Raw genomic sequence first — 20,950 nt, forward strand, 5'->3', positions numbered from 1 at the left:
CACGACGATCAGCTCCAGCGCGACGACGATATTGAATCGACGTCGTGTAGCCGCAACCGTCCGTTTCTCCGTTTGGCATTCCATGACCACACCTGCGCCAGACATCGACTGACGACCCATGTCACCGACCGGCCGGCGCCGTCATCCAGGCAATCACCCGAGGGTTCCGACACCTTGGTGAAACACCGAGTGCAAGGCTGGTGAGAATCCCGCAGGTCACTGGTCCTCAAATCCGACAAGTTCGGCGACGTCCTACACACACGGCGGATGGGAGCACAGAACAGAGCTCAGGTGCGACGGGTGAGAGACCGGCGCAGCGCACCGCCCTCGGACTCCAACCACTGGTGTTCGACATCGGCCAGGACCGGTGCGAGCCGGTCACGCAGCTGCTCCCCGCGTGGGCTCAGGTACACCCGCACCTTGCGTCGGTCCACCGCATCGACCTCGCGGTATGCCAGCGAGAGGCTGATCAGCTTGTCGACGATCCGGGTCAGCGTCGGTCCGGCCGTCGCGGTCGCGCTCTGCAACTCGGCCATGGTCAACCCGCTGGCGGCGGCCAGCGCCTCGATGGCCAGCCAATGATCGATGCCGAGTTGCTCGGCCTGCAGTTCGGCCTCGAGGCCGGCGGAGAGTCTGCGCGCCGCCCGCAGCACCGCCGGTGCCGTCGATGTCGTTGCTGCCAGATCGGCAGACCGGTCATTCGGCATGAACGACATCTCCTCCGGACCTTGCCCAGACCACCCGGCGGGCGCAATACTTCCAAGTGGAAATGATAGCAGCCGATCCGTCGACGGCTCCGGTGAGGACGACGCAGTGAACAGGCACTCCGCGACTTCGGGTCGCGACGAGGCATGGCGGCTGGCCATGGTCGTGCCGCTGCAGGGGCCGGGCGGGGTGTTCGGGCCGTCGTGTGAAGCGGTGAGCCGGTTGGTGGCCGATGATCTGAACCGCGCCGGCGGCGTATTGGGACGTGAGGTGTGCGTCGAGATCGTCGACGGGGGAGCGCCGCCCGCGGTCGTCGCCGGAGCGGTTGACGCGCTGATCACCAGCGGCCGCGCGCATGCGGTGAGCGGTTGGCACATCTCCTCGGTGCGCAACGCGTTGGCGCCGGTGGTGGCGGGGCGGGTGCCCTACGCCTATCCGGCGCTCTATGAGGGCGGCGAGACCCGTCGCGACATCTATTGCTGCGGTGAGACTCCCGACGGGCAGATCGCGCCGGCGTTGCGCTGGCTGCGTGACAACGCGGGCATCCGTCGGTGGTTCATCGTCGGGGATGACTACGTGTGGCCGCGATCGTCGATGGCCGCGGTGCGCCGTTATGCCGACGAACTGAACCTGCAGATTGTCGGGCGCCGGTTCGTCGATCTCGGCAAGGGGGAGGTGACCGGGGTGGTGACCGACGCGGTGCGTTCCGGTTGTGACGCGGTGCTGATGCTGTTGGTCGGTCAGGACGCGGTGGAGTTCAACCGCGCGTGTGCGGCATCGGCTGCAGATCAGGAGTTTCTGCGATTCAGCCCGTTGATGGATGAGAGCATGCTGCTGGCCAGCGGGGAGGGCGCCACCCGTGGGCTTTTCGCCGCTGCCTCGTACTTTCGGTCCATGGTGGGGGCGAACTCGATGGACCTGATGCAGCGGTACGTGGACATGCATGGTCCGGCCGCGCCGCCGCTGACCGGAATCTCCGAATCCTGTTACGAGGGTCCGCAACTGCTGGCTCGCCTGATCCACCGTGCCGGTCGGTTGCACGATGTGTCCACTTCCGAGTGTGTGGCCTACGAAAGTCCAAGGGGCACAGTGCAGTTCCGGCCAGATGTCACCGAGCAGCCGGTTCACCTGGCGATGGCCGACGGCTTCGACTTCGATGTGCTGACCACGCTGGGCAGGCGCTGAGGCCGGTGAGCCCGCGGCCGGCAGTGTTGACACTGTGTCGCCCATCACTTACTTTCATTTGGAGATATTCCATCTGAATGTGAGCGGTCGGAGTGGTCATGAACAATGTCGGCTTGCTGTATGTCGGGGCCGTTCTCTTCGTCAACGGCCTGATGCTGCTGGGCAGGGTCCCGGCGCGGTCAGCCGCCGTGCTCAACCTGTTCGTCGGTGCCCTGCAGTGCGTCGTGCCGACGGTGATGCTCATCCAGGCCGCCGGTGATGCGGCCGCCACGCTGGCGGCCTCGGGACTCTACCTGTTCGGGTTCACCTACCTCTACGTCGGAGTCGTCAACCTCGCCGGTCTCGAACCCGAAGGGCTGGGCTGGTTTTCGCTGTTCGTTGCGCTGGCCGCGGTGGTCTACTCGATGCTGTCGTTCACCATCTCCGGTGATCCCGTCTTCGGGGTGATCTGGCTGGCGTGGGCGGTGTTGTGGACGCTGTTCTTCCTCGTGCTGGGCCTCGGCCGGGAGGAGTTGACGTCCTTCACCGGTTGGGCGGTCACCTTGCTGAGCCTGCCCACCTGCGCGGTGCCGGCCTTCCTCGCGCTCACCGGCGGATACCGGACATCGGCTGCCATCGCCGTGGCCTGGGCGGTGGGGCTGTCGCTGCTTCTCGTCGTCGCCAAACTGGCGAGTTCGGCACCACGTCGTTCCCCGGCCGGGGTCGCCAAACAGCCGATCTACGGCTGAATCCGTTCCGAACCGAAGCACGTCAACCTGTTTCACCCAACAAGGAGGAGATCAAATGCGTCACGGTGACATCTCATCGAGCCCGGACACCGTCGGGGTTGCGGTGGTCAACTACAAGATGCCGCGGCTGCACACCAAGCAGGAGGTTCTCGATAACGCACGCAAGATCGCCGACATGGTGGTCGGGATGAAGTCGGGGCTGCCAGGCATGGATCTTGTTGTCTTCCCGGAATACTCGACTCAGGGCATCATGTACGACCCCGACGAGATGTACGCCACGGCCGCGACGATCCCGGGGGATGAGACCGACATCTTTGCCGCGGCCTGCCGCAAGGCCAAGACGTGGGGCGTTTTCTCCATCACCGGTGAGCGGCACGAAGACCACCCGAACAAGCCGCCTTACAACACCCTGGTCCTCATCGACGACACCGGCCAGATCGTGCAGAAGTATCGGAAGATCTTGCCGTGGTGCCCCATCGAGGGGTGGTACCCGGGGGACACGACGTACGTCAGTCAAGGCCCCAAGGGTATGAAGATCTCGTTGATCATCTGCGACGACGGCAACTATCCGGAGATCTGGCGCGATTGCGCCATGAAGGGCGCCGAGCTGATCGTGCGTTGCCAGGGGTATATGTACCCGGCCAAGGATCAGCAGGTGCTGATGGCCAAGGCGATGGCTTGGGCCAACAACTGCTATGTGGCCGTGGCGAATGCCGCCGGATTCGACGGCGTGTACTCCTACTTCGGGCATTCCGCGGTGATCGGATTCGACGGGCGCACCCTCGGCGAGACGGGTGAAGAGGAGTACGGCATCCAGTTCGCCCAACTGTCGCTGTCGGCGATACGCGATGCCCGGCACAACGACCAGTCGCAGAACCACCTGTTCAAGTTGCTGCACCGCGGTTACTCCGGCGTGCATGCCGCCGGCGATGGGGACAAGGGCGTCGCGGATTGCCCCTTTGAGTTCTACAAGTTGTGGGTGACCGATGCGCAGAAGGCTCAAGAGGTCGTGGAGTCGATCACCCGGGACACCGTCGGTGTCGCTGACTGCCGCGTCGGAGCACTGCCGGTCGAGCAGAGCGCAGAGGTTTAGCGAGCTTTCATGCCGTTCATCACCGACATGTACCACGACCAGAACGCCACGTTCGACGGCGGCGGCACCAATGGTGCCGCTCCGCCCGGCCCGACCGCTTTCGACCCGGTCGAGTTTCGCCGCCGGCTCGGTACCCGAATTCTGGGCCAAGACGTGGCGTTGGACGCCGTCGCGCGTGCCCTGGCCATCGCACATGCCGGGGTTGCCGACCCGGGTCGACCCTTGTCGAGCGTGTTGCTCGTGGGGCCGACCGGGGTCGGCAAGACCGAACTGGTCCGACAGGTGGCGAGCGAATTACGTTCCGGCCCCGACGATCTATGCCGGATAGACATGGCCGCGCTGGTCCAGGAGCACTACGCAGCGTCCTTCTCCGGTGCGCCGCCGGGCTACGCCGGTAGCAAGGAATCGTTCACCCTGTTCGACAGGGACAGGATCGAGGGTGACCCGTTCACGGCCGGCATCGTCCTGCTCGACGAGATCGAAAAGGCCGACCGCACCGTCATCCGGGCGCTGCTGCACGTCCTGGACTGTGGCGAATTACGTCTGGCAAACGGGCGCGAACGGATCAGCTTCCGCAACTGCCACGTGTTCATCACGTCGAACCTCGGTTCGGCGGAGGTCGCCCGCCACCAACGCGATCACCGGCGGCTCCCGTGGTTCCGACGCAGGGCCACCGCGACCGACGAGCAGCACGACCATCGCGCCGTCGTGCACGAGGCCGTGGAGAACTTCTTCGATCCGGAGTTCTTCAACCGCATCGACGAGGTGGTCGTCATGGATGCGTTCACCCCGGACACCGCGCGTGCGGTGACGCTGCGTGAATTTCAGGTCCTCGCCCGGCAACTGGCCCGCGAATCGGTCGAATTGACCGCGGGTGACGATGTCCTCGACCTGCTGCACGCCAAGGGCTTCGATCCGGTCTACGGAGCGCGGGGCCTTCGCAGAATCATTCGGACGCAGTTGGCGGCGCCGGTGGCCGAGCACCTACTCGCGACCCGGCCCAACGGTGGCACGCCCCATCGCATCTGCGCCGTGGTGAGCGACGGCGAGGTGCGCATCGTTGCGGCGGGAAGCTGACCGCCGCAACGGTTCCCCGAGCATCGACCGTCCCCACATCGACCCGATGGCAGTGGCGCGCAGACTATCCCAGCAGTCGCTGCGTTGTCGTTGCCCGCCCATGGTGCTACTCAACGCCCCTACCGGGCGGTGACGCAACCGATTTTCACTGACCGTAGGTGTAGCGCAGACTGGCGTTGATGAGCTCGCCGATCCGGTGCCGCACCCGGCGCACGAACTCCGGGTCCGGTGCCGGCTCCTCGGCCAGCAGCGTCCAGCGCAGATCGGCGCCGCGGTCCGGCAAGTCGGTGAGATAGAACCGGATGCGCAGATCGGGTCGGATCGGCCACAACGACGACCAGACAACGAGATTGGGTCGGACCTGCTCGATCACCGATGGCTCGACCTCGTCGCCGCGCAGCTCTTTGTTGCGAAGGCGACGATTGTTCGCCGGAACCGCCCGCCCGGCAGACAAAAGCAGGGAGCCTGCCGTTCGGGGGGTACGGCAGGCTCCCTGGGTTCTGTGGTGCAGAGCTAGGCGATGCCCTGAGCTCCCAGCACACGCTGGATGTCCGGCTTCATCATCTGCAACTGCTGGCCCCAGTAGCCCCAGCTGTGGGTGCCATGGGTCGGGAAGTTGAAAACGCCGTTGGTGCCACCGGCCGCGACGTACTTGTCGCGGAAGCTGACGTTGGTCCGCAGGGTGAAGCCCTCCAGGAACTGTGCGGCCATCAGGTTGCCGACGTTGCCCTGGACGTCGAGGTCCGACGGGGTGCCGGTGCCGCAGTAGATCCAGATGCGGGTGTTGTTGGCCACCAGCTGGTTGATGTTGACCATCGGGTCGTTGCGCTTCCACGCCGGGTCCGACGACGGGCCCCACATGCTCTCGGCGTTGTACCCGCCGGCATCGTTCATGGCCAGACCGATCAGCATCGGCCACCAACCCTCGGACGGGTTCAGGAAGCCGGAAAGCGAAGCGGCGTAGATGAACTGCTGCGGATGGTGGATCGCGTAGTTCAGCGAGGCGCTACCGGCCATCGACAGGCCGACCACCGCGTTACCGGTGCGCGACACGCCCTTGGTCGCCTCCAGGTAGGCGGGCAGCTCCTGGGTCAGGAACGTCTCCCACTTGTAGGTGTAGTTCTGCCCGTTGCCCTTCGACGGTGCGTACCAGTCGGCGTAGAAGCTGGACTGGCCACCGACCGGCATCACGGTCGACAACCCGGACTGGTAATACCACTCGAAGGCGGGGGTGTTGATATCCCAGCCGTTGTAGTCGTCCTGCGCGCGCAGGCCGTCGAGCAGGTACACCGCGTGCGGTCCGCCGCCCTGGAACTGCACACGGATGTTGCGGTTCATCGACTGGGAGAACACGTCCAGATACTCGACGGGCAGACCCGGCCGCGAGAATGCACCAGCAGTCGCCGAACCCCCGGCGAAACCGATCAGCCCGGGCAGGGCCAGCATCGACGCGGCAACCACCGCCAGTCTGCGGAGCCAACCGCCACGGATTTTCCTGATGGTCTTCATAACGGCAACCAACCCACCTTTCGTGTCCAAGCAATCGCCGTTGCTTTCTTCGGTTGGTAGTTCAACATGCGCCTCATCAGTCACAGGCGTACCAGCGCGGCGTGGTGTATCGCGGTTACGCAACGATTGCGACTCGGCGCTGAGACCGTTTCGCAGCCACCGGTCTGCAGTCCGCTGAATACTCGGCCGCCGGCCTCGGCGGCGCTATTGTCGGCTGATGGGTGACGCCCGCACGCGAGTACTCATCATCGGCGGTGGTTTCGGCGGCCTGTTCTGCGCGCGCCGACTCGGCAGAGCGAACGTGGACGTCACGCTGCTCGACCGTGCCGCCGGTCACCTGTTCCAGCCGCTGCTCTACCAGTGCGCCACCGGCACACTGAGCATCGGACACATCAGTCGTTCACTGCGCGAGGAGCTTTCGCGTTATCCCAACATCACGACGCTGCTCGGTGAGGCCATCCGGCTGGACCCCGACGCGCGCACGGTGACGGCCATGCGACCGGATGAGACCACCTTCACCGTCGACTACGACGTGCTGGTCATCGCCGCGGGAATGCAGCAGTCCTACTTCGGCAAGGAGCATTTCGCGCAGTGGGCGCCCGGCATGAAGACCCTCGACGACGCGTTGTGCATCCGGCAGCGGCTGTTCACCGCCTTCGAGATCGCCGAAACTCTGCCACCGGGCCCGGAACGGGACGGCTGGCTGACCTTCGCGGTGGCCGGTGGCGGACCGACCGGGGTGGAGATCGCCGGTCAGATCCGGGAGGTGGCCTCGCGCACGCTGGCCCATGAGTTCCACAGCATCGACCCCGAGGACGCGCGAGTGTTGCTGTTCGACGGTGGCGACCGGGTGTTGAAGAGTTTCGCACCCGGTCTGACCGACAAGGCCACCCGCACGCTGCAGGCGCTGGGCGTCGAACTGCACATGGGTGTGCACGTGATCGATGTGGACCGCGACGGTGTGACGGTGACACCGAAGTCCGGCGGGCCGCCCGAAAAGTTTGGGACCAGAACAGTGCTGTGGACGGCCGGTGTGGAGGCCGTTCCGTTCGCCAGGCACGCCGCCGAGGTCCTCGGCGCCCACACCGACCGGGCGGGCCGGATCAGCGTGGCGCCGGATCTGTCGTTGCCGGCGCACCCCGAGGTTTTCGTCATCGGTGACCTGGTCGGCGGCGATTTTCCGGGTGTCGCGGAGAACGCCATGCAGGGCGGGCTGCACGTGGCCGCCTGCGTGCGTCGCGACCTGGACGGCACGCCGCGGCGGGCATACCGCTACCGCGATCTCGGCTCGGCGGCCTATATCAGCCGGTGCAACGCGCTGCTGCAGGTCGGCCCGGTCCGGTTGTCCGGCTTCCTGGGTTGGCTGGCCTGGGGTTTCATCCACATCGCCTTCCTCACCGGCGTTCGTAACCGGATCAGCACGGTGATGACGTGGATGGCGGCCGTCGGTCGGGCCGAGCGCTATCACCGCGCCTTCATGCTCGGCGACCGCGGCATACCCGAACGGCTCTACACCTGGTCCGACGACAGTCAGCCGTAGTCCACGATCACCCAACCGTGCGGCGGGACGACGAGGTCCTCGACCCGCTCGGTGGGCGGTGCACCCGATCCCGCGATGACGGTGCCCGGCGCGGGCAGCCGCGCCTGCAACGGCGCATCATCGACGTTGAGCGCCACCACCAGCGCGTGCCCGTCCGCCGACACCCGATACAGGTAGCCGGTGTTGGTCAATGACACCGCTTCCGTGGTCGCCGTGTGCAGCCACGGGTTTCGGCGGCGCAACCCGATGAGGTACTGATGCAGCGCCAGCGTGTCATCGGGATCCGGTATTTGTCCGAACTCGGGACGAACCGCGTCGTCGCCACCGGCCCGGTCCTCCTTGACGCCCCGCCAGGCCCATTCGTCGCCGGCGTAGACGCTCGGGGTGCCACCGGTGGTGAGCAGCAACACCAGTGCGTGTTCGAGGTGCCGGATATCGTCGAGCTTGCTGGCGATCCGGGTGACATCGTGATTGCCGATGAACGTCAGGGGCACAAAGGACGTGAGAAAGTCATTGTGCCGCTGCAGGGCCCAGTCGAGTTCATGGAAGTTCTGATCGTTGAGCGCGCTCCAGATGGCCTTCCACAGTTCGTACTGGGTCACCGAGTCGTAGCCTGCGGACTCGACCTGGGCTGGATAATCACCGTGGATCACCTCGCCGAGGAACCATGCGTCCGGATGACGTCGGCGCACCTCCGGGAGCACCTGCTGCCAGAAGTGCGGCGCCACCGCATATGCCGCGTCCAGCCGCCAGCCGTGCGCACCGCGGGCCAGCCAATGATCCATGACGTCCACGGTGTAGGCCGCCACCTCGGGATTCCGGTGGTCCAGCGCGATCAGCTCGCCGTGGCCTTCGAAATTTCCGAAACCGTTGCGGCCCTTGCGGAACCAGTCCGCCGGTCCACCCTCGACCGCACCGCGGTAGCGCGGGAAGTCGGTGCCCACGTGATTGAAGACGCCGTCGAGCAACACCCGGAGGTCGCGGGAGCGGCATTCCTGCATCAGCCGGTCGAAATCGGCATCATCGCCCAGACGCGGGTCGATGTGGAAATGGTCTGTGGTGTCATAGCCGTGGGTGCGCGATGTGAACACCGGACCGAGCGCCAGGCCGGATGCGCCCAGCTGCACCGCATGATCCAGCCAGTCCACGATGCGCAGCAGCCGATGCTCGTCGGGGCCCGGAGCGGGCTCGGCCGGGAAGGCGCCGACGAACCCCAGCGGGTAGATCTGCCACCAGATGACGTGACGCACCCAGTCCGGATCGCTCACGGTCGAAAGCCCTGTTCGTACAGCGCGCGCATCTCGTCCTCCAATTGCGGGGCGGGTCCATCGGCCACCACGCCGGGGGCGACCGCGCCGATCGGCAACGGTGCCACCGGCATCGGGGGAGTACCCCATTCGGCACACCACCGACTCAGCTGTTCCGCCGACGCGGCGTACACGATGCGGCCGAGCCCCACCCAGGCGTGCGCTGCCGAGCACATCGGGCAGTGCTCGCCGGAGGTGTAGACGGTGGCGGTCGAACGCTGCGCGGGGCTCAGGTGCGCGGCCGCCCACCGGGCGATGGCGAATTCCGGATGCTGGGTGGCGTCACCACCTGCGACGTGATTGTGATCGGCGAACAGCGTGACACCGGCATCGTCGACGAGAACGGAGCCGAACGGTTCATCGCCGGACTTCAGGGCGGTGCGTGCCAATTCGACGCAGCGGCGCAGATGTTCGAGGTCCTCGTCGCTGATCGCCACACCGGCAGTTTACGCGGGCATCCGGTTCAGGCCCGGCGGCTCGGCCGCGGCCGCCGGAGTGGAGCCCCAGCACCATGCCGCATAGGCCGCCGCGACGGCGATCGCCTCGACATCGGATTTGCTGCCGCCGGCCGACCGGACCGGGTCGGCGACGGCGTGGCGGATCATCCCGACGAGGGTGAACAAGGGCTCGTCCGTCGGTCGTCGGGTCGTCATGTGCCGTTCGTTGGACATCGTTGTCCTTTCACGGGGTGGAGTGGTCGCGCGCGGCGTATCGCGCATCCCCCTGTCACCATTTCCTGACGACCACGATAGGCGCTCGGCGCCGTGTTCGATGCATGACACGTTGACTGCCAAGTAAATTCACCTATTCGCAACACTGCGCAGTCCGCGGCGTGACGTCCAGGCGGCAGGCGCACGATGCCAGCACGGGCACATCGGCGCGGGCGCGGGCCAGGTCGAGTTGCCGGCCGATGATTGCCGCTTCGCCGTCGCGTCCCAGTCGTTGCAGGCACTCGTGGTAACCGTGCAGGCTCCACACGTTGCCGGGATGCTGGCAGGACCGGCGCAGGGTGTCGTCCAGGCCGAGATCGGCGGCGTACACACCGGCCGCCTCCTCGACCCGGCCCTGTTCGAGCAGCAGCGCGCCGTAGGCATGGCGTGTCGGCTGCATCCACCCCCACGGTTCGTCGTAGGGCAGCGCGTCATCGAGCGCGATCGCGTGCCGCAGGTGTGAAAACGCCTCGTCGAATCGGCCCTCTCGGTATGCGATTTCACCGTCGAGCATGGCGATCGCGATGGCCAGGATGTCCAGGCTGGTGTTGTTGAACAGATACCGGGTGTCCGGGATGCGGGAGTAGGCATCGCCCAGCGCCTCCCGCTCGGCGTGGGCCTCGGTCAGTCGGCCGGTGGCCGCGTAGGCGATCCCGCGGCCGTAGTGGACGGTGGCGGTGGTGGTGCAGTACAGCCCGGTGTCCTCGGGCAGCGTCAGCGATATCAGATCGGCCCACCGGCCGAACCGCACCAGCACGTGCACCCGCAGCGGGACGAAGGCCTCCAGCCAATCGGCCATCGGCGGCGACGCAATGGAAAGTAGGTCGGGGGTGAGTTGGCCGGCGAGTTCCACCGCGGCGTCGTCGGCGGTCTGGAAGTGACCCTCGAACATCGCCGAATAGACCACGAAGTGCAGATCGTGGGCACGGTAGAGCGAATAGAAATTCAGAGGTCCGGCCTGCCGGACGAACTTGCGGTCGGCGACCACGGCGGCCTGATTGGCCACCACCGAGGCCCGGTAGTCACCGCACAGCACGTCGATGTGACTGGGCATGTGTTGCAGATGGCCGGCATCCGGTACCAGCCCGCGCAGCAGATCGGCCGCCGGCAGGGCCCGCTCGGGATGCGCCGACATCTCCATCGCGTGGATATAGAGGTGCAGGATGCCCGGATGGGTTCGTCCGGCGGCGCTCGTCAGTGCGGTATCGAGGATCTGCATTGCCTCGACCACCCGTGATCCGGCGGCGGGTTCGCCGGTGACGCCGTCCCACAGCGCCCATGCGGTGACGTTGAGCAGGGCATCGGCGGCGAGCGCCTGCACATCCACGTCATCGGGATGGACCCGCGCGACCGCCGCCATCGCGTCGGCGTACTCATGGTGACCGCGCCGCAAGGCTTCGGCATCGAGCGGATCGTCGGTCGGGAACCGGACGGCCAACGCGTCGATGAGGGCGCGTTCGGCCGCCGACGTGCGCCCCGCCGCGGCCAGCTGCAGCTCTGTCCGGGCCCGGGCCAGCGCGTCGGCCAGCTCCACGGGATCGAAAGCGTCCCAGGCCTTGTTGTAGTTCGGCCCGATCGCGTAGGCGATACCCCAGCGCGCGATCGCCAGATCGGCATCATGGTGCAGTGCCCGCTCGAAGCAGCGCACCGCCTCGTCGTGGTTGAAGGCGTACGCCCAGATCAGTCCGCGGTCGAACCACTGCTGGGCCTCGTGGGCGGCGGTGTCGGTCGGCCGGTGATATGTCCCGAGGTCGTAGTAGGACTCACTCATGGCCAAACGATAGTTGCGCTCAGCCGGATGCGGAGACGCGTTGCCGCATCCGTCGTGCGGCGGGCATGCGCCAGGCTGTGGCGAGGGTGGCCAATACCACGCCGGTCGCGGCCCAGATCGTCAGTGTGACAAGTGGTGTCGAGGCACCGTGACCGCTGAAGTACTCGATGCTGCGCAGCAGGGATACCCCCGAACCCTGCGGGACGATCTGGTTGAACAGGGTGTAGAACCCGGTCAGCAGCGGGCGGCCGACCGGCCCGGCAGCGGCCGCGTTGCCCACCACGACCAGGAAGGCGGTCACCGCCATGGCGGCGACGGTGCCGAATGCGGCGGCCACGCCGGTGACGGCGCCACCGACGGCCATGGCGTAGAGCCACAACGCCCCGAACACCTGCCAGGGATGACCGGTGAGAGCGCCGAGTCCGCTGTCGACATAGACGGTGACGACGCCGGCCAGCAGTGCCGAGTACCCGCACAGGGTGGCGGTGCGAAGGGCCAGCGTGGCCGGCCGGTGCACGGCGCCGACCAGTCGGCCGAATGCCGCGGCACCCACCGAGGCGCCGATGGAAACGAAGATGACGGCATAGAACTCGACCGTGCCGGAAGGATCGCCCGACGACGTCGGGGCGATATCGGTGACCGCGGCGGCCAGCCCGGCGTCGTGTGCGACGGCGCGTCCCACGGTCTCGGCGGCGGCGGCGACACTGCGGCCGCCCCCGCCGGCGACGTAGATGTCCAGGTTGCCCTGCTGGACCACAAATGCCGTGTCGGCCTTGCGTTCCAGCACCTGGGCACGCGCGGCGGCGTCGTCGGCGGCCGGGGTGACCGCCAGTTCGGAGCGCGCCTGCAGGCCGTCGATCAGCTGCTGTGGGCCGGCGACGGCGACGTCGAGGTGGCGCAGCGTCGGTTTGGCGAAGGCGCCGGCGTAGCTGGCGATCATGGCGAGCACCAGCGCGGTGAACACGCCCATCGCCAGTAGGACATTGCGGACCTGCGCCGCGGTGACCACCGGTGCGGTGTCGCGGTGCCGGGCCATCAGATCCGCTCCGGCAGGGTCAGCAGGGCGTTGACGGTGTCGAACGCTGCGGCCACCCGGTCGCGCAGGTCGCGGGCGTCGCGGGCGTCGGGTTCCTCCATCCAGGACCGCAACACCTCCATGAAGCCGCCGACCAGGAACCGCGTCACCGCCTCGGCCGTCAGGCCGGACATCGGCGCGATGACGGACATGCCCTGCGTGGCGATATCGGCGCACGCCGGGGCCAGTTCGGCGCGGAAGGCGTTGACCACCCGCTGGGTGACGGCGCTGGGGATGACGTTGCGGTACATCTCGCGGTGCTCGCCGGCGAAGTCGAACAGTCGCATGATGCGCACCCGGGGGTCGTCGCCGATATCGGCCGTTGCCTGACCGAACGCGACGGCGAAGGCCGCGGCCACCGCGTCGTCGCGGTCGCGGAAGTGTTGGTAGAACACCTGCCGGCTGACCCCGGCGCGACCGACGATGGTGGCCACCGTCAGTTCGTCGACGGGGTGTTCGTGGGCCAGCGCGAAGGCGGCCTCGTGCAGAAGTGTGCGGACCCGTTCGGCGCGCGGGTCGGCGCTGTGTGTGCGTGCAGCCATGCGACGAGCCTATCGGTTTTCGTAGACAACTGACCACGAAAACTTAGGTTATCTATAACACCTGCCAGGCGGGGGTGTGACGGCCGACGCAAGGCGTGCGAAACTCGCGTACCCGGGGTTGTGCGGGCCTCCGCAACCCCGGGTACGGGGGTTTCGCCAGCGGGTTCACTCGACAGCACGGCCTAGAACGTGTTCTAGTTCAGGGATGCTGGACTTCACCCTCGAGGACCTCAGCGCCGAGGATGTCGAGAGACTGCGCACCATCTATCGGCCGCTGACCGAATCGGTGCGCGAACTGATCGACGCCACCATCCGCACCGCCACCGATGCCGAGACGGTGGCCGCGGCCAAGGCGCAGATCGACGCGGCGACGGCGGCGTTGCGCAGCGATCAACTCGACGGCCCGTTCGGTGTGCGATTCACCGCGCAGGGCGACCGGATGCCGTGGGGCAACGCCGTGATCGGACTGCGCAATCCGATCGCCCCGCCGCTGCTGGTCCAGCGCCACCCCGACGGGTCGGTCGCCGCGGAGTTCACCCTGGGCGCGGCCTATGAGGGCCCGCCCGGTCACGTACACGGCGGTGTGGCGGCGATGATCCTCGACCATGTGCTCGGTGAGGCGGCCAGCCCGGCCACCAGTCCGCGGCTCACCGGGACCATCAGCATCCGCTACCTGCGTCCCACCCCGCTGGGCGCGCTGCGCACCCACGCCGAGATCGTCCGCACCGAAGGCGTGAAAACCTTTGCCGTCGGCACGATCTCCGATGCCGAGGGCCCGACCGCGCAGGCCGAAGGCGTGTTCATCCGGCCCAAGTGGGCCCGGGACTGACCACCGGTCAGCTTGCGATCTGGATATCGCTGGAGGCCACCTCGGTCACCACCGCGGTGATGGTGGCGATCTCGCCGACGAGCACCCGCTCGGCGGCGTCGGCATCGGTCAGCAGCGTCGCCGCCTCGCGCACGCCGGCGCTGGCGGCCAGCAGCGCATCGGTGTCCACGCGCCACGGCGCGGCCGGCGTCGCGGGATCACCGGACAGCGCCTTGACGTAATCGTCGACCGCGGCCACGAATTCACGGTTCAGGTTCGACGGCGGATGGGCCGGCAGGTGCGCCTCCAGGCTGGCGCATGACGTCGTCACGGCGTTGAGCGCGGCGCGGTAGGCGCGCATCCAGCGGCGCAGCTGATGCCAGTCCGTTCCGGTGGCACCGGCGGTGGCCTCGAATGCGGTGCGGGCGCTGACCGCCCGGGCCCACGCCGACTCCATGGCTTCCCTGGGATGGTCGAGATCGTGTACGAACGCCCGGATGACCAGTGCGGCATAGTCGATCTCGGTCTTGAGCAGTTCCCCGGCGCGCTGGCGCAGCCGCACGAGTGCGTTGTCGGGCAAGGCGACATGCACCGTCACCGCCAGCGCACCCCCGATCAGCACGGCGAGCAGCCGATCCCCGATGGCCTCGGCGTCGGCGGTGCCCCCGGTGTTGATCAGCAGCACCAGTGCTCCGGCGATCGCCGCGTTGACCGCCAGATAGCTGAACTCCGCGCAGCCGTATCCCACGGCCACCAGCACCACGGCCAGCACCGCCGAGGTCACCGCCGTCGGATCGAAGATGGCGATCACGATGGCGCCGACCGCTACGCCGACGCTGGTGCCCGCGATGCGCCAGACGCACCGGGTATAGGTGTGCGCGGTCTCCGGGCGCAGCACGATCAGCACGGTCAGCGCGATCCAGACCCCGTGCGGCACACCGGCGAACCGCCACACTGCGACACCGATGACGGTGGCCGCGGTCAATCGCACGGTGTGCCGGAGGATGGGGGAGTGGCGGTTGGTCTGTTCGCGCATCAGTCCCGCGACCGCGGTGAGGGCGTGCGGGACGCCGGGACGGCGCAGGTGTGCGATCTGTTCGGGTTCGAACTGCCCGAACCGCAGTTCGACCGCCTCACGCAGTTGCCCGGCCAGCCGCACGGCGATATCGCGGGCGCTGCCGGTGACGGTCTCGACCGCGCCGTCGAGCTGACCGGTGGCATAGCCGATATCGCTGCGGGACCGCCGGCGCGCGTGGGCGATGACGACGAGGAGTTCGGAGGTGGTGTGCAACAGGCGCGTCACGGCCTCGTCCTCACGATGGGCCTGCAGCGCGGTCAGCGTTTCGGCGATCCGCTCGGGCAGTCCGTACCAACCCCGGTAGATCGGGGGGCGCCGTTTGGCCAGTGCCTCGCTGACCGTGAACGCCTCGCGCAACTGGATCAACGGTTCGGTCGCGATCGTGGTCTGGGCGTCGGTCATCCGGTCGGCGTCGGCCGCCAGTGACAGATAGGCCCGGGTGAGCGCACTGCGCTGGGTGCGCCAGCGACGCTGCGGCCAGACGACGATCAGCCCGGCCTGGATCAGCCCGGCCGCCAAGGCGAGACCGGCCGCGCTCAGCGCCGCCGCGGTGGTTGCGGGTGGCTCGGCGGTCAGCACCAGGGCGGCACCGGCCGCGGCCACCAGGCCGGCGTTGGCGCTGAGCGCCCAGTGCAGGCCGGCGATCGCACACCACGCGGTCAGCGCGATCAGCAGGGCCATATCGTGCCCACCGGTCAGCGCGCCGAGCAGTACCGCCAGGGCCAACTCCAGCGAGACGACCACCACGATGGGAAACCGGCCGCGCGGACTGTCCTGCAGAGCGCTGGCACCCGCGACGATGCCGGCCATCCCGGCACTGACCGCCGCGGACACCTGAGCGGGCGCGCCGAGAAGGATGGCCGGCAGCACGATGGCCAACACACCGATCAGGCTGCGGAGCACCGCATTCGAGTCGTACAGCGTCAAACGCAGCCGGCGGCTCGAGGTCATCACGCCATTGTCACCCCAGTCGCACTGGTATCACCGGTGATCGACGCGAACGGCATGCCGGTGTCCGGGGTGTGCACCGGGTCGCGGTTGCTACGTTCTGCTGATGGAAAAGGTGATGGTCACGTTGCGCTCGGCGGATGCCGACGAACAGTGGTGCCAACGGCTGCGGACGCGGGTCGCCTCGGCGCTGTCCGAGCTGGACCTGGCGGGTCTGTCGGTGAACGTGCGTGATGACGCGGTGCGGGCGTCGATGATGACGCTGACCACGCTGGACCCGCCCGTGGTGGCGGTCGTCAGCATCTGGACCCAGCAGTACTACGGTCCGGCAGTCATGGCCGCGCTGAGCCGGCTCGCCGCCGAATGCGACCTGCTGGCGGCCTATCTGGTGACAGAGTCGGTACCGCTGCCGGGCCCCGATGTGGCACCGAGCGCGCGGACTCCGGGGCTGGCCAACATCGCGCTGCTGAGACGGCCCGATGATCTGGATATCGCCACTTGGCTGGCGCGCTGGCATATCGACCACACACCGGTCGCCATCGAGACCCAGGCGACCTTCGGCTATACCCAGAACACCGTGGTGCGGGCGCTCACCCCGGATGCCCCGGTGATCGACGCGATCGTCGAGGAGCTGTTTCCCCTCGCGGCGGTATCGGACCTGCATGCGTTCTTCGGCGCCGCCGACGATGCCGACCTGGCGGACCGGATGGGACGGATGGCGGCCAGCGTCGCGCGCTTCGGTGCGGACCACAACATCGACACGGTGCCCACCAGCCGGTACGTGCTGTGGACCCCTACACATACAGTGCAGACGTGACACTTCTGATCTCCGATGACAATCGGATCCGCACCCTGACCCTGAACCGGCCCGAGGCGCTCAACGCCTTCAGCGAAGCGCTGTACGACGCCACGACCGAGGCCCTGCTGGCCGCCGCGGAGGACCCCGAGGTGTCGGTGGTGTTGCTGACCGGCGCCGGTCGCGCCTTCAGTGCGGGCAACGATCTCGTCGAAATGCAGAAGCTGGTCACCGATCCGGACTACACGCCCGGCAAATACGGCTTCCGCGGGCTGATCGAGGCCCTCACCGCGTTCCCGAAACCGTTGATCTGCGCGGTCAACGGTGTCGGACTCGGGATCGGCGCCACCATCCTCGGTTACGCGGATCTGGCGTTCATGGCCAGCACCGCACGGCTGAAATGTCCGTTCACCAGCCTGGGTGTCCCGCCGGAGGCGGCGTCTTCCTATCTGATGCCCCGACTCATCGGCCGGCAGAACGCCGCCTGGTTGCTGTTGTCCTCGGAGTGGGTCGACGCCGATGAGGCTCAGCGAATGGGATTGGTGTTCAAGGTGTGTGAGCCCGATGCGCTGCTGGCCGAGGCTCGCCAACATGCCGAGGTGCTGGCGTCACGTCCGCTCAACAGTTTGATGGCGGTCAAGCAGACGATGATGGAGGCGCTCCGCCCGGGCATCGTCGCCGCCTCCGAACGCGAGAACGCCCTGTTCGCCGAACTGCTGGGCCAGGCTGCCAACGTCGACGCGCTGGCGTCGTTCAACGAGGGGCGCGGCTAACTAGCCGCGTGCACCGGGCACTCGGTTGTGCGGGCGGCCGCGAGGATGGCCCGTACCGTCCGGCGGCACCGACCGCAGTCCGAACCCGCGCCGCAGGCGTCGGCGACCTGCCTGGAGGTGGTGGCACCCGCGGCCACGGCGTCATGGACCGCCTGGGTGGTGGCACCGGTGCACAGGCAGACGAACATGCGTGTCAGACCGCCACTCTCGTCGCGCGCACAAAATTGCGGAATTCGGTGTTCTCGCATTGCCGTGACCGCGTCGTGGCGCGCGACGATAATGCGGTCACGGAATTCGCGCCGAACGCGCCGAATTCGAATTCGGATGCGGGCACCCGAGAAATGGATGGAACGGGCGCGAAAAGCGAAATGCTGCGGTCTTCGCTCACCATTCCCGCCTTTGCTTCAACCACGTCCGGGGGTCTCCGGAGGCCGGCGCGATGCCGTCGTCATCAGGTTAGGTCAGTGTAACCTAACTAAGGGTAGCCAGTCCATAACTATGCCTCTGACAAGGGTTAGCCTCACCTACGGCACGCCGTGCCGGGGCAAAAATATCGTCCGAACCGCCCGTTGCGCCCTCGCTGGGCACCACCGACTGGTCTAGATTCGAAGGTGCACGACTTTAGCGACACCTGACCAGCCCTCAAGGTGCAATAGGAGCGACATGCAAGGCGATCCGGACGTTCTGAAACTGCTCAATGAGCAGTTGACAAGTGAACTCACGGCGATCAACCAGTATTTCCTGCATTCGAAAATGCAGGACAATTGGGGATTCACCGAATTGGCCCGTCACACGCGGGAAGAATCCTTCGAAGAGATGCGTCACGCCGAGACCATCACCGATCGCATTCTGCTGCTCGACGGGCTGCCCAACTATCAGCGACTGTTCTCCCTGCGGGTCGGTCAGACCCTGCGTGAGCAGTTCGAGGCCGACCTGGCGATCGAGTACGAGGTCGTCGAGCGCCTGCGTCCCGGCGTCATCATGTGCCGCCAGAAGGGTGACGCCACCTCGGCGAGCATCCTTGAGACGATCCTGGCCGACGAGGAAAGCCATATCGACTACCTGGAGACCCAGCTGCAACTGATGGACAAGCTCGGCGAGGAGCTGTACTCGGCGCAATGTGTGTCGCGCCCACCGGGCGTGGGTACCGCCTAGGGGCACGCGGTCGTCCGGCCTGCCGCCCGCGTATATTAGATAGCAAAGCTAATATTCTGCTGGGTCGGGGAGGACCGGGAGAATCGTGACCGCTGCTGACACGAGCGCGGCGGGTGCACCGATCAGCCGGCAGCGCCGCAACATCATCTTCGTTGCGGTTCTGCTCGGCATGCTGTTGGCTGCGCTCGACCAGACCATCGTGGCGACCGCTCTTCCCACCGTGGTATCCGACCTCGGGGGAGCCGGCCATCAGTCGTGGGTGGTCACCAGTTATCTATTGGCCTCCACCATCGCGACCGCCATCGTCGGCAAGCTCGGCGATCTGTTCGGACGCAAGACTGTCTTCCAGATCGCCGTCGTCTTCTTCCTCATAGGGTCGGTGTTGTGTGGGCTGGCCGGGTCGATGTCGATGCTCGTCGGCGCCCGCGCGCTGCAGGGAATCGGTGGCGGCGCGCTGATGGTGACCGCGACGGCGGTGATCGGCGAGGTCATCCCGCTGCGCGATCGCGGCCGTTACCAGGGTGCGCTCGGTGCGGTCTTCGGCGTCACCACCGTCATCGGTCCACTGCTCGGCGGGTTCTTCACCGACCATCTGTCCTGGCGTTGGGCGTTCTGGATCAACGTGCCGGTCGCGATCGTGGTGTTCATCGTCGCCGCGGTGGCCATCCCGACGCTGGCGCGCAAGTCCCGGCCCGTCATCGACTACGCCGGCATCGCGCTGGTGGGCCTCGGCGCGTCCGGGCTCACCCTCGCCACGAGCTGGGGCGGCGCGGAGTACGCGTGGACCTCGCCGGTGATCATCGGGTTGTTCGTCGGATCGGTGATCGCGCTGGCGTTCTTCGTCCGGGTGGAATTGCGTGCGCCCGAGCCGATTCTGCCGATCCGGTTGTTCGCCGGCCGGGTGTTCACCGTCTGTTGCGTGCTCGGCTTCATCGTCGGCTTCGCGATGTTGGGTGCCATGACGTTCCTGCCGACGTTCATGCAGTTCGTCGATGGGGTGTCGGCCACCATGTCGGGTCTGCGCACGCTGCCCATGGTGGCGGGCATGCTGATTACCTCGATCGGTAGCGGGTCGATCGTCGGTCGCACCGGGCGCTACAAGATCTTCCCCGTCACGGGCACGGCCATCATGTTCGTCGGGTTCGTGCTGTTGTCGACGATGGACGCCCACACCAGCCTGCCGATGCAGTCGCTGTACCTGTTCGTCCTCGGCGCGGGCATCGGTTTGTGCATGCAGGTGCTGGTGCTGGTGGTGCAGAACACCTCGGATTTCGCCGATCTGGGTGTGGCGACCTCGGGGGTGACGTTCTTCCGCACAATCGGAAGTTCCTTCGGCGCCGCCATCTTCGGGTCACTGTTCGCCAACTTCCTGCACGGTCGCGTCATCGAGGCGCTGGCGGCGAGCGGCGCACCGGCGGTGGCCGCCGAATCACCGCAGGCCCTGCGCACCCTGCCCGCCGAGACGGCGGCCCCGATCATCGACGCCTATGCCGACTCGCTCGGCCTGGTCTTCCTGTGCGCGGCGCCGGTCGCCGCGCTCGGTTTCGTGGTGTCGTTGTTTCTCAAGGAGATTCCGCTCCGCGAGATGGAGACCGTCTCGGCGACCGACCTCGGCGAGGGCTTCGGCATGCCCGCACCGGAGAACTCCGACGACATCCTGGAGTTGGCGGTCGCCCGCATCTTCCGCGACTCCCCGGACATCCGGCTACGCAGGCTGACCGATCACCCCGGGTGCGCTCTCGACGTCGCCGGCCTGTGGGCGGTGGTGCAGATCTACCGGCACAACCAGGTCTATGGTTCGGCGACGCTCGGGCAGATCGCCGATCTGCGGCGGGTGCCGCCCGAGGTGCTCGAACCCGCCTTCGACCGCGTGGTCGACACCGGGTACGCGCTGCGCACCGGTGATCAGCTGTGGCTGACGCAGGCCGGTGCCGAGCAGGTGCGCGTCGCGATCGACGCACTGGTCAGCAAGCTGGTCGACCGCCTGGCCACCTCGCCCGGCTATGACGGGCGACCGGATCGCATCCAGGTCGAGGCCGCCCTGGAGCGCATCGCGCATCGGATGGTGCTGCAACCGCGCTGGGTCGAGGACCGCGCGGAACTCACCGCGGCGGGCCCGGCAAAAAACTAGAACACGTTCCAATCGCGGG

22 protein-coding genes are annotated in these 20,950 nt (G+C 67.2%); 10 read left to right on the forward strand and 12 right to left on the reverse strand.

Annotated elements, in window-relative coordinates; translation table 11 throughout:
• Positions 1-287: 287 nt before the first annotated feature.
• Positions 288-707, reverse strand: a complete 420-nt coding sequence (locus ACWDUN_RS16900; protein WP_449930545.1) for a MarR family winged helix-turn-helix transcriptional regulator — start codon at positions 705-707, stop codon at positions 288-290.
• Between the two features lie 157 nt (positions 708-864).
• Here ACWDUN_RS16900 and ACWDUN_RS16905 point away from each other — a divergent pair, with 157 nt between their 5' ends.
• The 4 genes from ACWDUN_RS16905 to ACWDUN_RS16920 all read left to right on the forward strand — a co-directional run bounded on the left by ACWDUN_RS16905 (position 865) and on the right by ACWDUN_RS16920 (position 4,788).
• A complete protein-coding gene (locus ACWDUN_RS16905) occupies positions 865-1,890 on the forward strand; it encodes a substrate-binding domain-containing protein (RefSeq protein WP_449930677.1) in 1,026 nt (341 codons plus the stop codon).
• Between the two features lie 98 nt (positions 1,891-1,988).
• The gene (locus ACWDUN_RS16910) at positions 1,989-2,618 is read left to right on the forward strand and encodes an AmiS/UreI family transporter (protein ID WP_449930547.1); all 630 of its coding nucleotides are present in this window, start codon (positions 1,989-1,991) and stop codon (positions 2,616-2,618) included.
• A gap of 55 nt (positions 2,619-2,673) precedes the next feature.
• Positions 2,674-3,711, forward strand: coding sequence for an aliphatic amidase (locus ACWDUN_RS16915; RefSeq protein WP_449930549.1), 1,038 nt, complete (start codon positions 2,674-2,676; stop codon positions 3,709-3,711).
• A 9-nt stretch (positions 3,712-3,720) separates the two neighbouring features.
• Positions 3,721-4,788, forward strand: coding sequence for an AAA family ATPase (locus ACWDUN_RS16920; protein WP_449930551.1), 1,068 nt, complete (start codon positions 3,721-3,723; stop codon positions 4,786-4,788).
• A gap of 145 nt (positions 4,789-4,933) precedes the next feature.
• Here the strand turns inward: ACWDUN_RS16920 and ACWDUN_RS16925 are convergent, their stop codons facing one another.
• Positions 4,934-5,161 (reverse strand): hypothetical protein, encoded by a 228-nt coding sequence (locus tag ACWDUN_RS16925; RefSeq protein WP_449930553.1) that lies wholly within the window; start codon positions 5,159-5,161, stop codon positions 4,934-4,936.
• A 140-nt stretch (positions 5,162-5,301) separates the two neighbouring features.
• The gene (locus ACWDUN_RS16930; RefSeq protein WP_449930555.1) at positions 5,302-6,297 is read right to left on the reverse strand and encodes an esterase family protein; all 996 of its coding nucleotides are present in this window, start codon (positions 6,295-6,297) and stop codon (positions 5,302-5,304) included.
• A 217-nt stretch (positions 6,298-6,514) separates the two neighbouring features.
• On the opposite strand from ACWDUN_RS16930, the gene ACWDUN_RS16935 reads away from it, so the two are divergent.
• Entirely contained in the window at positions 6,515-7,837 is a 1,323-nt protein-coding gene (locus tag ACWDUN_RS16935; RefSeq protein ID WP_449930557.1) for an NAD(P)/FAD-dependent oxidoreductase, read from the forward strand.
• Here the strand turns inward: ACWDUN_RS16935 and ACWDUN_RS16940 are convergent.
• The 6 genes from ACWDUN_RS16940 to ACWDUN_RS16965 all read right to left on the reverse strand — a co-directional run bounded on the left by ACWDUN_RS16940 (position 7,828) and on the right by ACWDUN_RS16965 (position 13,242).
• Positions 7,828-9,105 carry an alpha-amylase family glycosyl hydrolase gene (locus ACWDUN_RS16940; RefSeq protein WP_449930559.1) on the reverse strand — a complete coding sequence of 426 codons (1,278 nt, stop codon included), beginning with the start codon at positions 9,103-9,105 and terminating at the stop codon, positions 7,828-7,830. The genes ACWDUN_RS16935 and ACWDUN_RS16940 overlap by 10 nt on opposite strands.
• Positions 9,102-9,581 carry a nucleoside deaminase gene (locus tag ACWDUN_RS16945; RefSeq protein ID WP_449930561.1) on the reverse strand — a complete coding sequence of 160 codons (480 nt, stop codon included), beginning with the start codon at positions 9,579-9,581 and terminating at the stop codon, positions 9,102-9,104. Before ACWDUN_RS16945 ends, ACWDUN_RS16940 begins: the two co-directional genes overlap by 4 nt.
• A gap of 9 nt (positions 9,582-9,590) precedes the next feature.
• Positions 9,591-9,797 (reverse strand): hypothetical protein, encoded by a 207-nt coding sequence (locus ACWDUN_RS16950; RefSeq protein ID WP_449930562.1) that lies wholly within the window; start codon positions 9,795-9,797, stop codon positions 9,591-9,593.
• 151 nt (positions 9,798-9,948) lie between these two features.
• A complete protein-coding gene (locus ACWDUN_RS16955; RefSeq protein ID WP_449930564.1) occupies positions 9,949-11,625 on the reverse strand; it encodes a hypothetical protein in 1,677 nt (558 codons plus the stop codon).
• 19 nt (positions 11,626-11,644) lie between these two features.
• On the reverse strand, positions 11,645-12,661 hold the full coding sequence (locus ACWDUN_RS16960; protein WP_449930566.1) for a hypothetical protein: 1,017 nt from the start codon (positions 12,659-12,661) through the stop codon (positions 11,645-11,647).
• A complete protein-coding gene (locus ACWDUN_RS16965; protein WP_449930568.1) occupies positions 12,661-13,242 on the reverse strand; it encodes a TetR/AcrR family transcriptional regulator in 582 nt (193 codons plus the stop codon). The genes ACWDUN_RS16960 and ACWDUN_RS16965 overlap by 1 nt, the downstream gene beginning before the upstream one ends.
• A 205-nt stretch (positions 13,243-13,447) precedes the next feature.
• Here ACWDUN_RS16965 and ACWDUN_RS16970 point away from each other — a divergent pair, with 205 nt between their 5' ends.
• A complete protein-coding gene (locus tag ACWDUN_RS16970) occupies positions 13,448-14,071 on the forward strand; it encodes a PaaI family thioesterase (protein ID WP_449930570.1) in 624 nt (207 codons plus the stop codon).
• A gap of 7 nt (positions 14,072-14,078) precedes the next feature.
• Here ACWDUN_RS16970 and ACWDUN_RS16975 read toward each other — a convergent pair whose 3' ends face one another.
• On the reverse strand, positions 14,079-16,079 hold the full coding sequence (locus ACWDUN_RS16975) for an FUSC family protein (protein ID WP_449930572.1): 2,001 nt from the start codon (positions 16,077-16,079) through the stop codon (positions 14,079-14,081).
• A 103-nt stretch (positions 16,080-16,182) separates the two neighbouring features.
• Here ACWDUN_RS16975 and ACWDUN_RS16980 point away from each other — a divergent pair, with 103 nt between their 5' ends.
• Together ACWDUN_RS16980 and ACWDUN_RS16985 are read left to right on the forward strand one after the other, a co-directional pair.
• On the forward strand, positions 16,183-16,893 hold the full coding sequence (locus tag ACWDUN_RS16980; protein ID WP_449930574.1) for an EthD domain-containing protein: 711 nt from the start codon (positions 16,183-16,185) through the stop codon (positions 16,891-16,893).
• Complete coding sequence (locus tag ACWDUN_RS16985; RefSeq protein WP_449930576.1) at positions 16,890-17,645, forward strand: enoyl-CoA hydratase/isomerase family protein; 756 nt, start codon at positions 16,890-16,892, stop codon at positions 17,643-17,645. Before ACWDUN_RS16980 ends, ACWDUN_RS16985 begins: the two co-directional genes overlap by 4 nt.
• Here ACWDUN_RS16985 and ACWDUN_RS16990 read toward each other — a convergent pair.
• Both ACWDUN_RS16990 and ACWDUN_RS16995 read right to left on the reverse strand, forming a co-directional pair.
• Positions 17,642-17,833: a (2Fe-2S)-binding protein gene (locus ACWDUN_RS16990; protein WP_449930578.1), complete on the reverse strand. Its 192-nt coding sequence runs from the start codon at positions 17,831-17,833 to the stop codon at positions 17,642-17,644. The genes ACWDUN_RS16985 and ACWDUN_RS16990 overlap by 4 nt on opposite strands.
• Positions 17,834-17,838: 5 nt before the next feature.
• Positions 17,839-18,057: a hypothetical protein gene (locus tag ACWDUN_RS16995; protein WP_449930580.1), complete on the reverse strand. Its 219-nt coding sequence runs from the start codon at positions 18,055-18,057 to the stop codon at positions 17,839-17,841.
• Between the two features lie 251 nt (positions 18,058-18,308).
• Here ACWDUN_RS16995 and bfr point away from each other — a divergent pair, with 251 nt between their 5' ends.
• Positions 18,309-18,800, forward strand: a complete 492-nt coding sequence (bfr, locus tag ACWDUN_RS17000) for a bacterioferritin (protein WP_449930582.1) — start codon at positions 18,309-18,311, stop codon at positions 18,798-18,800.
• Positions 18,801-18,885: 85 nt separating this feature from the next.
• A complete protein-coding gene (locus tag ACWDUN_RS17005; protein WP_449930584.1) occupies positions 18,886-20,931 on the forward strand; it encodes an MDR family MFS transporter in 2,046 nt (681 codons plus the stop codon).
• Positions 20,932-20,950 lie beyond the last annotated feature (19 nt).

The organism is Mycobacterium sp. NPDC003323 (assembly GCF_053589535.1).

What these genes read in the sequence shown, in the direction of transcription:
- ACWDUN_RS16900 (WP_449930545.1), bottom strand. Translation starts at nt 707, where the DNA reads ATGCCGAATGACCGGTCTGCCGATCTGGCAGCAACGACATCGACGGCA.
- ACWDUN_RS16905 (WP_449930677.1), top strand. Translation starts at nt 865, where the DNA reads ATGGTCGTGCCGCTGCAGGGGCCGGGCGGGGTGTTCGGGCCGTCGTGT.
- ACWDUN_RS16910 (WP_449930547.1), top strand. Translation starts at nt 1,989, where the DNA reads ATGAACAATGTCGGCTTGCTGTATGTCGGGGCCGTTCTCTTCGTCAAC.
- ACWDUN_RS16915 (WP_449930549.1), top strand. Translation starts at nt 2,674, where the DNA reads ATGCGTCACGGTGACATCTCATCGAGCCCGGACACCGTCGGGGTTGCG.
- ACWDUN_RS16920 (WP_449930551.1), top strand. Translation starts at nt 3,721, where the DNA reads ATGCCGTTCATCACCGACATGTACCACGACCAGAACGCCACGTTCGAC.
- ACWDUN_RS16930 (WP_449930555.1), bottom strand. Translation starts at nt 6,297, where the DNA reads ATGAAGACCATCAGGAAAATCCGTGGCGGTTGGCTCCGCAGACTGGCG.
- ACWDUN_RS16935 (WP_449930557.1), top strand. Translation starts at nt 6,515, where the DNA reads ATGGGTGACGCCCGCACGCGAGTACTCATCATCGGCGGTGGTTTCGGC.
- ACWDUN_RS16950 (WP_449930562.1), bottom strand. Translation starts at nt 9,797, where the DNA reads ATGACGACCCGACGACCGACGGACGAGCCCTTGTTCACCCTCGTCGGG.
- ACWDUN_RS16955 (WP_449930564.1), bottom strand. Translation starts at nt 11,625, where the DNA reads ATGAGTGAGTCCTACTACGACCTCGGGACATATCACCGGCCGACCGAC.
- ACWDUN_RS16960 (WP_449930566.1), bottom strand. Translation starts at nt 12,661, where the DNA reads ATGGCCCGGCACCGCGACACCGCACCGGTGGTCACCGCGGCGCAGGTC.
- ACWDUN_RS16965 (WP_449930568.1), bottom strand. Translation starts at nt 13,242, where the DNA reads ATGGCTGCACGCACACACAGCGCCGACCCGCGCGCCGAACGGGTCCGC.
- ACWDUN_RS16970 (WP_449930570.1), top strand. Translation starts at nt 13,448, where the DNA reads ATGCTGGACTTCACCCTCGAGGACCTCAGCGCCGAGGATGTCGAGAGA.
- ACWDUN_RS16975 (WP_449930572.1), bottom strand. Translation starts at nt 16,079, where the DNA reads ATGACCTCGAGCCGCCGGCTGCGTTTGACGCTGTACGACTCGAATGCG.
- ACWDUN_RS16980 (WP_449930574.1), top strand. Translation starts at nt 16,183, where the DNA reads ATGGAAAAGGTGATGGTCACGTTGCGCTCGGCGGATGCCGACGAACAG.
- ACWDUN_RS16990 (WP_449930578.1), bottom strand. Translation starts at nt 17,833, where the DNA reads ATGTTCGTCTGCCTGTGCACCGGTGCCACCACCCAGGCGGTCCATGAC.
- bfr (WP_449930582.1), top strand. Translation starts at nt 18,309, where the DNA reads ATGCAAGGCGATCCGGACGTTCTGAAACTGCTCAATGAGCAGTTGACA.